Source organism: Phycicoccus sp. (genome assembly GCF_035325325.1).
GTDB lineage: Bacteria > Actinomycetota > Actinomycetes > Actinomycetales > Dermatophilaceae > Phycicoccus.
Genome location: NZ_DAOLAC010000040.1, coordinates 23,257 through 31,334 on the forward strand (window position 1 = coordinate 23,257; position 8,078 = coordinate 31,334).

Sequence of the window (8,078 nt, forward strand, 5' to 3'; positions counted from 1 at the left end):
TGGGGTTGGGTTGGAATGCTTCTCTCAGCGGAGACCAGCGACCACTCTAGCGGTCACTCGCCCCGGGTCTTCTTGATGATCTCCTCGGCCACGGTCTTGGGGACCTCGGCGTAGGAGTCGAACTCCATCGAGTAGTTCGCGCGGCCCTGGGTCTTGGACCGCAGGTCGCCGACGTAGCCGAACATCTCCGAGAGCGGGACGAGGCCGCGCACGACCTTGGCGCCGCTGATGTCCTCCATGGCCTGGATCTGGCCACGGCGGGAGTTGATGTCGCCGATCACGTCGCCCATGTAGTCCTCGGGCGTGCGGACCTCGACGGCCATCATCGGCTCGAGGAGGACCGGGTCGCACTTGCGCACGGCCTCCTTGAGCGCCATCGAGCCAGCGATCTTGAACGCCATCTCGGAGGAGTCGACGTCGTGCGCCGCACCGTCGAGCAGGGTCGCCTTGATCCCGACCAGCGGGTAGCCGGCGAGGATGCCGTACTGCATGGCGTCCTGGATGCCGGCGTCGACCGACGGGATGTACTCGCGCGGGACGCGACCACCGGTGACCTTGTTCTCGAACTCGTACAGCTCGCCCTCGGCGGTGTCGAGCGGCTCGAGCGCGATCTGGACCTTCGCGAACTGGCCCGACCCACCGGTCTGCTTCTTGTGGGTGTAGTCGTAGCGGTCGATCGCGCGACGGATCGTCTCGCGGTAGGCCACCTGCGGCTTGCCGACGTTCGCCTCGACCTTGAACTCGCGCTTCATGCGGTCGACGAGGATGTCGAGGTGGAGCTCGCCCATGCCGGCGATGATCGTCTGGCCGGTGTCCTCGTCGAGGTGGACCTGGAAGGTCGGGTCCTCCTCGGCGAGCTTCTGGATGGCCGTGCCGAGCTTGTCCTGGTCGCCCTTGGTCTTGGGCTCGATGGCCACCTGGATGACCGGCTCCGGGAAGGTCATCGACTCCAGCACCACGGGGGCGTTGAGGTCGCAGAGGGTGTCACCGGTCGTCGTCGCCTTGAGGCCGATGGCGGCGTAGATGTGCCCCGCCATCGCGTCCTCGACCGGGTTCTCCTTGTTGGCGTGCATCTGGAAGAGCTTCCCGATGCGCTCCTTCTTCACCTTGGTGCTGTTGAGCACCTGCGTGCCGGCGGTGATGTGGCCGGAGTACACGCGGATGAAGGTGAGGGTGCCGAAGAACGGGTGCGAGGCGACCTTGAAGGCGAGCGCGGAGAACGGCTCGTCCTTGCTCGGCTCGCGCAGGACCTTCTCGTCCTCGTTGCCGGGGGCGTGACCCTCCATGGCGGCCACGTCGAGCGGCGAGGGCAGGTAGTCGACGACCGCGTCGAGCATCGGCTGGACGCCGCGGTTCTTGAACGCGGAGCCGCAGAGGACCGGGTAGACCTCGGAGGCGATGGTCAGGGTGCGGATGCCCGCCTTGATCTCCTCGGGCGTCAGCTCGCCGCCCTCGAGGTACTTCTCCATCAGCGCGTCGTCGGACTCGGCGACCCGCTCGATGAGGTGGTGGCGGTACTCCTCGGCCTGCTCGGCGAGCTCGGCCGGGATCTCCTGGATCTCGTACTTCGCACCGAGGGTGACGTCACCCTTGGCGTCGCCGGGCCACACGAGGGCGCGCTTGTAGATGAGGTCGACGACACCGATGAAGTCGGACTCGGCGCCGATCGGCAGCTGGAGCACGAGCGGCTCCGCGCCGAGGCGGTCCTTGATGGTGTCGACGGTGAAGTAGAAGTCCGCGCCGAGCTTGTCCATCTTGTTGATGAAGCAGATGCGGGGCACGCCGTACTTGTCGGCCTGGCGCCACACCGTCTCGGACTGCGGCTCGACGCCCTCCTTGCCGTCGAACACCGCGACGGCGCCGTCGAGGACGCGCAGCGAGCGCTCGACCTCGACGGTGAAGTCGACGTGCCCGGGGGTGTCGATGATGTTGATCTGGTGGCCCTCCCAGAAGGAGGTGACCGCCGCGGAGGTGATGGTGATCCCCCGCTCCTTCTCCTGCTCCATCCAGTCGGTGGTCGAGGCGCCGTCGTGCGTCTCGCCCATCTTCCGGTTGACGCCGGTGTAGAAGAGGATGCGCTCCGTCGCCGTGGTCTTGCCGGCGTCGATGTGCGCCATGATGCCGATGTTGCGGACCTTCTTGAGGTCCGTCAGGACGTCCTGTGCCACGTTCTGTGCTCTCGTCTCGTCGCTCTAGGTGTGTGCGGTTCGGTGCGCGTTGGTGCGGGTCACCGGTGGGTCCGGGGGCCGGCCGCGGTCGGCGGCCGGCGCCCCGGCGGTGGTCACCAGCGGTAGTGGGCGAAGGCCTTGTTCGACTCGGCCATCTTGTGGGTGTCCTCGCGGCGCTTCACGGCGGCACCGAGGCCGTTGGAGGCGTCGAGGATCTCGTTCATGAGGCGCTCGGTCATCGTCTTCTCGCGCCGCTGGCGGGAGTAGCCCACGAGCCAGCGCAGCGACAGCGTCGTGGCGCGGTTCGGCTTGACCTCGATCGGGACCTGGTAGGTCGCACCGCCGACGCGGCGGGACTTGACCTCGAGGGTCGGCTTGATGTTGTCGAGCGCGCGCTTGAGCGTCTGCACCGGGTCGGTGCCGGTCTTCTCGCGGCAGCCCTCGAGCGCGCCGTAGACGATGCGCTCGGCGGTGGACTTCTTGCCGTCGAGGAGGACCTTGTTGACGAGCGCGGTCACCAGCGGGGACTGGTGGACCGGGTCGACGACGAGCGGCCGCTTCGGAGCGGGACCCTTGCGAGGCATCAGCCCTTCACCTTCTTCGCGCCGTAGCGGCTGCGGGCCTGCTGACGGTTCTTGACGCCCTGGGTGTCGAGGGCGCCGCGGATGATCTTGTAGCGCACGCCGGGCAGGTCCTTCACGCGACCGCCGCGGACGAGCACCATCGAGTGCTCCTGGAGGTTGTGGCCGACACCGGGGATGTAGGCGGTGACCTCGATGCCGCTCGTGAGGCGCACGCGGGCGACCTTGCGGAGGGCGGAGTTCGGCTTCTTGGGGGTGGTGGTGTACACACGCGTGCACACGCCACGGCGCTGCGGGGAGCCCTTGAGCGCAGGCGTCTTGACCTTGGTGGTCTTGTCCTGCCGGCCCTTGCGCACCAGCTGGTTGATGGTAGGCAACCTGAGTCCTTCGTCTGGTCTGGTCAAGCGGCGGCGTCGCCGTCGCTCCTTGTCATGGCCGGTGCTCGACCCCCGCGCTCGGGTGTGTCGCTCCGGCTGCTCCTCCCTGCACTCCCCATGCGCCAGCCTCGGGAGGATGGTGTACGGGGCGCCCGGCAGGAGGTGGGCGAGGCCGGGGCGCCACCTCGCGGTGACGGTCTCCGGCTCCTGGGCCTGGACCTAGCCAGACACAGTGTTCAAGCGTACCGGCCGCGTGGGGGCGCTCCAAATCGGTTCCCGGCCCCACGGGTGCTGGTCCACCGGGGGTTTCAACGCCCGGGAGCGGCCGGCTTCTTCCCGGCGCCGCGTCAGCCGGGCTCGTCCATCCGCTCGAAGGCCGGGGCGTAGCGGAAGGGGCCCGCCAGCCCGGGGCGCCACGCGCGCAGGGTGAGGACCTGGAAGTAGCGGTCGGCCCACGGCCCCGGGGAGCCGATGCCGAGCGGGGCCGCGGCCTCGAAGCCGAACGCGCCGTAGTAGTCGGGGTCGCCGAGGAGGACGAGGCTCGGCTCGCCGCGCTGTTCGGCGGTGGCGACGACGGAGGCGACGAGGGCCGACCCGATGCCCTGCTGCTGGTGGTCCGGGCGCACCGCGAGCGGGCCCAGCCCGACCGAGGGCCCCTCCCCCAGCGTCGCCCGGCTGCACACGACCGACCCCACCACCTCGCCGTCGAGCTCGGCGACGAAGGTCAGCTCGGGCAGGACGTCGCCGTCGGCCCGCAGCTCCTCGACGAGGACCGCCTCCAGGGTGCGCGCCGCACCCTCCGGCGGGGTGAAGGCGGCCTCGACGACGGCGACGACCGCGTCGGCGTCCTGCGGAGACTCGGGACGGATGACGAGGTCGGTGCGCACCGGCCCATCATCCCCCGTCGCCGCGGGCGAGCGCGTACAGGGCGTACTCGAGGTCGCGGCCCTCGCGGTGCACGGTGAGGACGACCTCGTCGACCCGGTCCCCGCCGGCCGCCACCGCGCCGAGGGCGGCGAGCAGCCGGGGCGCGCGGTGCGAGGACCACACGACGAGCAGGCCACCGGGGGCGAGTGCCCCGCGGGCCGCCGTGAGCGCCGGCGCCTCGTAGAGGCGGGCGTTGCCGGTGTGGACGAGGAAGTCCGGTCCGTTGTCGACGTCGAGGAGGACGAGGTCCCACGGACCGGTCGGTCCGGCCCCGCCGCGCAGGACGGCCCCGACGTCGGCGACGTGCAGGGCGCAGCGGCCGCCCTCGAGGCCGGCCAGCTCGGGCACCCGGCCGGCCCGGGCCCAGCCGACGAGCGGCGACGCCAGCTCGACCACGTCGACGTGCCGCACCCGCGGGTCGGCGAGGACGGCACGGGTGGTGAAGCCGAGCCCGAGGCCACCGACCAGGACGGTGGCCGGCGCCGGGTGCCGCCGCAGCGACTCGGTCGCGAGCAGCACCTCGGTCGAGGTGTCGACGGTGTCCATCGCGAAGACGCCGTCGACGACGAGCTCGAGGACCTCGCCCCGGCGGCGCAGGGCCACCTCGCCGTCGGGGGTGTCCTCGCGCGCCACGGTCACGGCCGACTCGTTCATCCGGCCAGCCCGGGAGTGCGCGCGGTCAGACCGGGGCCGGGACCGGCGGCGCGGCCGGCGCGGTCAGCTCGCGGAACCCGCCGACGGCCAGCGCGAGGCCCGCCGGCACGAAGAGCAGCCCGATGCTCAGGAGGGCGAGCACGGTGAGCGCGCCGTGCAGGAGCACGGCGACCAGCCGCGCGACCCGCCACGGCATCGCCCACGCGAGGAGGCCGAGCCCGAGGAACAGGCCGAGCGGGACGAGCGCGCCCGCCCCGTTGACGGCGAGGAGGGTCGCCGAGCCGGTGCCGTCGGTGCCGTCGCTCGAGTAGAGCGGGAGGACGAGGCAGGCGAGGACGGCGAGCAGGTCGAGGGCCGCGCCCGCGGCCAGCAGCTTCCGGTGTGCCACGTCCACCATCGTCCTCCCCCGCGGCCGCCACGTCGAGGGAACAGCACACGCCGTGTGGGACGGTGCCCACACGGCGTGTGCTGTTCGGTCGACGGGTGCCGACCCCGACGTCAGAGCCGGTCGAGACCGAGCTCGCTGTCGTCGAGGCGGACCGCCTCGCCGGACCCGGGGCCGAACGAGAACGCGTAGTCCTCGTAGTTCGGCATCGAGTACATCGCGGCCTTGGCCTCCTCGGTCGGCTCCACCGCGATGTTGCGGTAGCGGGTCAGCCCCGTGCCGGCCGGGATGAGCTTGCCGAGGATGACGTTCTCCTTGAGGCCGAGCAGCGGGTCGGACTTGCCCTCCATCGCCGCCTCGGTGAGGACGCGGGTGGTCTCCTGGAAGGAGGCCGCCGACAGCCACGACTCGGTCGCGAGCGAGGCCTTGGTGATGCCCATGAGCTCCGGACGACCCGAGGCCGGCTTGCCGCCCTCGGAGACGACCCGACGGTTCTCCTCCTCGAAGCGACCGCGCTCGGCGAGCATGCCCGGGAGCAGCTCGGCGTCGCCGGCCTCGATGATCGTGATCCGGCGCAGCATCTGCCGGACGATGACCTCGATGTGCTTGTCGTGGATCGACACACCCTGCTGGCGGTAGACGCGCTGGACCTCGTCGACGAGGTGCTCCTGCGTCTTGCGCGGGCCGAGGATGCGCAGCACCTGCTTGGGGTCGATCGACCCCTGCGTCAGCTGCGTGCCGACCTCGACGTGCTGGCCGTCCTGGACGAGCAGGCGGGCCCGCTTCGTCACCGGGTAGGCGTGGTCCTCGGAGCCGTCGTCCGGCGTGACGAGGATGCGTCGCGCCTTGTCGGTCTCCTCGATGGTCACCCGGCCGGAGGCCTCGGCGATCGGGGAGACACCCTTCGGGGTCCGGGCCTCGAAGAGCTCGACGACACGCGGCAGACCCTGGGTGATGTCGTCACCGGCCACACCACCGGTGTGGAAGGTCCGCATCGTCAGCTGGGTGCCGGGCTCACCGATGGACTGCGCCGCGATGATGCCGACGGCCTCACCGATGTCGACGAGCTTGCCGGTGGCCAGCGAGCGGCCGTAGCACTTCGCGCAGGTCCCGACCTTGGAGTCGCAGGTGAGCACCGAGCGGACCTTCACCGAGTCGACGCCGGCCGCGAAGAGCGCGCCGATGACGACGTCCCCGAGGTCGATGCCGGCCTCGGCGAGGACCTCGCCGTCCTTGACGACGTCCTCGGCCAGGGTCCGGGCGTACACCGAGGTCTCGACGTCGTCGTGCACGGCACGGGTGCCGGTGCGCTCGTCGGTCGAGGCGATCGGCATGGCCAGCCCGCGCTCGGTGCCGCAGTCGTCCTCGCGGACGATGACGTCCTGCGACACGTCGACGAGACGACGGGTGAGGTACCCGGAGTCGGCGGTGCGCAGCGCGGTGTCGGCCAGCCCCTTGCGGGAGCCGTGCGTCGAGATGAAGAACTCGAGCACGGTGAGGCCCTCGCGGAAGTTCGCGCGGATCGGCCGCGGGATGATGTCGCCCTTCGGGTTCGACACCAGGCCACGCATGCCGGCGATCTGGCGCAGCTGCATCCAGTTACCACGCGCCCCCGAGGACACCATCCGGTAGATGGTGTTGCTCCGCGGGATGTTCGCCTCCATCTCCTTGGCGACCTCGTTCGTCGCCTGGGTCCAGATCTCGATGAGCTCCTGACGGCGCTCGTCGTCGGTGATGAGGCCCCGCTCGTACTGGGTCTGGACCTTCGTCGCCTTGGTCTCGTACCCGTCGAGGATCTCGAGCTTGCGCGGCGGGGTCACGACGTCGGAGATGGCCACCGTGGTGCCCGAGCGGGTCGCCCAGTGGAAGCCGTACTCCTTGAGCGCGTCGAGGCTCGCCGCGACCTGCACCTTGCTGTACCGCTCGGCGAGGTCGTTGACGATCGTCGAGAGGCGCTTCTTGTCGACCTGGTCGTTGACGTAGGGGTAGTCCTCCGGGAGCGTCTCGTTGAAGAGCGCGCGCCCGAGGGTCGTCTCGAGGATCAGGCTCGAGGCGAAGCCCTGCTCGTCGAGCTCCACGCCCTCCGGCAGCTCCGACATCGGGGTCGGGACGAGGTGCTCGAGGCGGATCCTCACCCGCGAGCCGAGCTCGATCTCGCCGGCGTCGAACGCCATCCGCGCCTCGGCCGGCGTCGAGAAGACGCGACCGGCGCCCTTGCCGTCCTCCACCTCGGAGGTGAGGTGGTAGAGGCCGATGATCATGTCCTGGGTCGGCATGGTCACCGGGCGGCCGTCGGCCGGCTTGAGGATGTTGTTCGAGGACAGCATGAGGATGCGGGCCTCGGCCTGCGCCTCCGCGGACAGCGGCACGTGCACGGCCATCTGGTCACCGTCGAAGTCCGCGTTGAACGCGGTGCAGACGAGCGGGTGGATCTGGATGGCCTTGCCCTCGACGAGCTGCGGCTCGAAGGCCTGGATGCCGAGGCGGTGCAGCGTGGGTGCCCGGTTGAGGAGCACCGGGTGCTCGGTGATGACCTCCTCGAGCACGTCCCAGACGACCGGGCGCTGGCGCTCGACCATGCGCTTGGCCGACTTGATGTTCTGGGCGTGGTCGAGGTCGACCAGCCGCTTCATGACGAACGGCTTGAAGAGCTCGAGGGCCATCTGCTTCGGCAGGCCGCACTGGTGCAGCTTGAGCTGCGGGCCGACGACGATGACCGAACGGCCCGAGTAGTCGACGCGCTTGCCGAGGAGGTTCTGGCGGAACCGGCCCTGCTTGCCCTTGAGCATGTCGGACAGCGACTTCAGCGGACGGTTGCCGGGACCCGTGACCGGGCGGCCGCGGCGGCCGTTGTCGAAGAGGCTGTCGACGGCCTCCTGGAGCATCCGCTTCTCGTTGTTGACGATGATCTCCGGCGCGCCGAGGTCGAGGAGCCGCTTGAGGCGGTTGTTGCGGTTGATGACGCGGCGGTAGAGGTCGTTGAGGT

General features: G+C 70.4%; 7 protein-coding genes. All 7 read right to left on the reverse strand.

The features are described 5' to 3' along the window. Positions 1–53: 53 nt before the first annotated feature. Positions 54–2,168, reverse strand: coding sequence for an elongation factor G (gene fusA, locus PKA89_RS17765; protein ID WP_324421769.1), 2,115 nt, complete (start codon positions 2,166–2,168; stop codon positions 54–56). Positions 2,169–2,281: 113 nt separating this feature from the next. After that, positions 2,282–2,752 carry a 30S ribosomal protein S7 gene (gene rpsG / locus PKA89_RS17770; RefSeq protein ID WP_324421771.1) on the reverse strand — a complete coding sequence of 157 codons (471 nt, stop codon included), beginning with the start codon at positions 2,750–2,752 and terminating at the stop codon, positions 2,282–2,284. Further along, the gene (rpsL, locus tag PKA89_RS17775; RefSeq protein WP_299447518.1) at positions 2,752–3,126 is read right to left on the reverse strand and encodes a 30S ribosomal protein S12; all 375 of its coding nucleotides are present in this window, start codon (positions 3,124–3,126) and stop codon (positions 2,752–2,754) included. Before rpsL ends, rpsG begins: the two co-directional genes overlap by 1 nt. Before the next feature lie 347 nt (positions 3,127–3,473). Continuing rightward, positions 3,474–4,013, reverse strand: a complete 540-nt coding sequence (locus PKA89_RS17780; RefSeq protein WP_324421774.1) for an N-acetyltransferase — start codon at positions 4,011–4,013, stop codon at positions 3,474–3,476. A 7-nt stretch (positions 4,014–4,020) separates the two neighbouring features. After that, positions 4,021–4,707, reverse strand: coding sequence for a hypothetical protein (locus PKA89_RS17785; RefSeq protein ID WP_324421776.1), 687 nt, complete (start codon positions 4,705–4,707; stop codon positions 4,021–4,023). Positions 4,708–4,732: 25 nt separating this feature from the next. Next, positions 4,733–5,095 (reverse strand): hypothetical protein, encoded by a 363-nt coding sequence (locus PKA89_RS17790; RefSeq protein ID WP_324421778.1) that lies wholly within the window; start codon positions 5,093–5,095, stop codon positions 4,733–4,735. Positions 5,096–5,205: 110 nt separating this feature from the next. Beyond that, positions 5,206–8,078 (reverse strand): DNA-directed RNA polymerase subunit beta' (gene rpoC / locus PKA89_RS17795; RefSeq protein WP_324421780.1); only part of this gene is annotated, 2,873 nt, incomplete at its 5' end.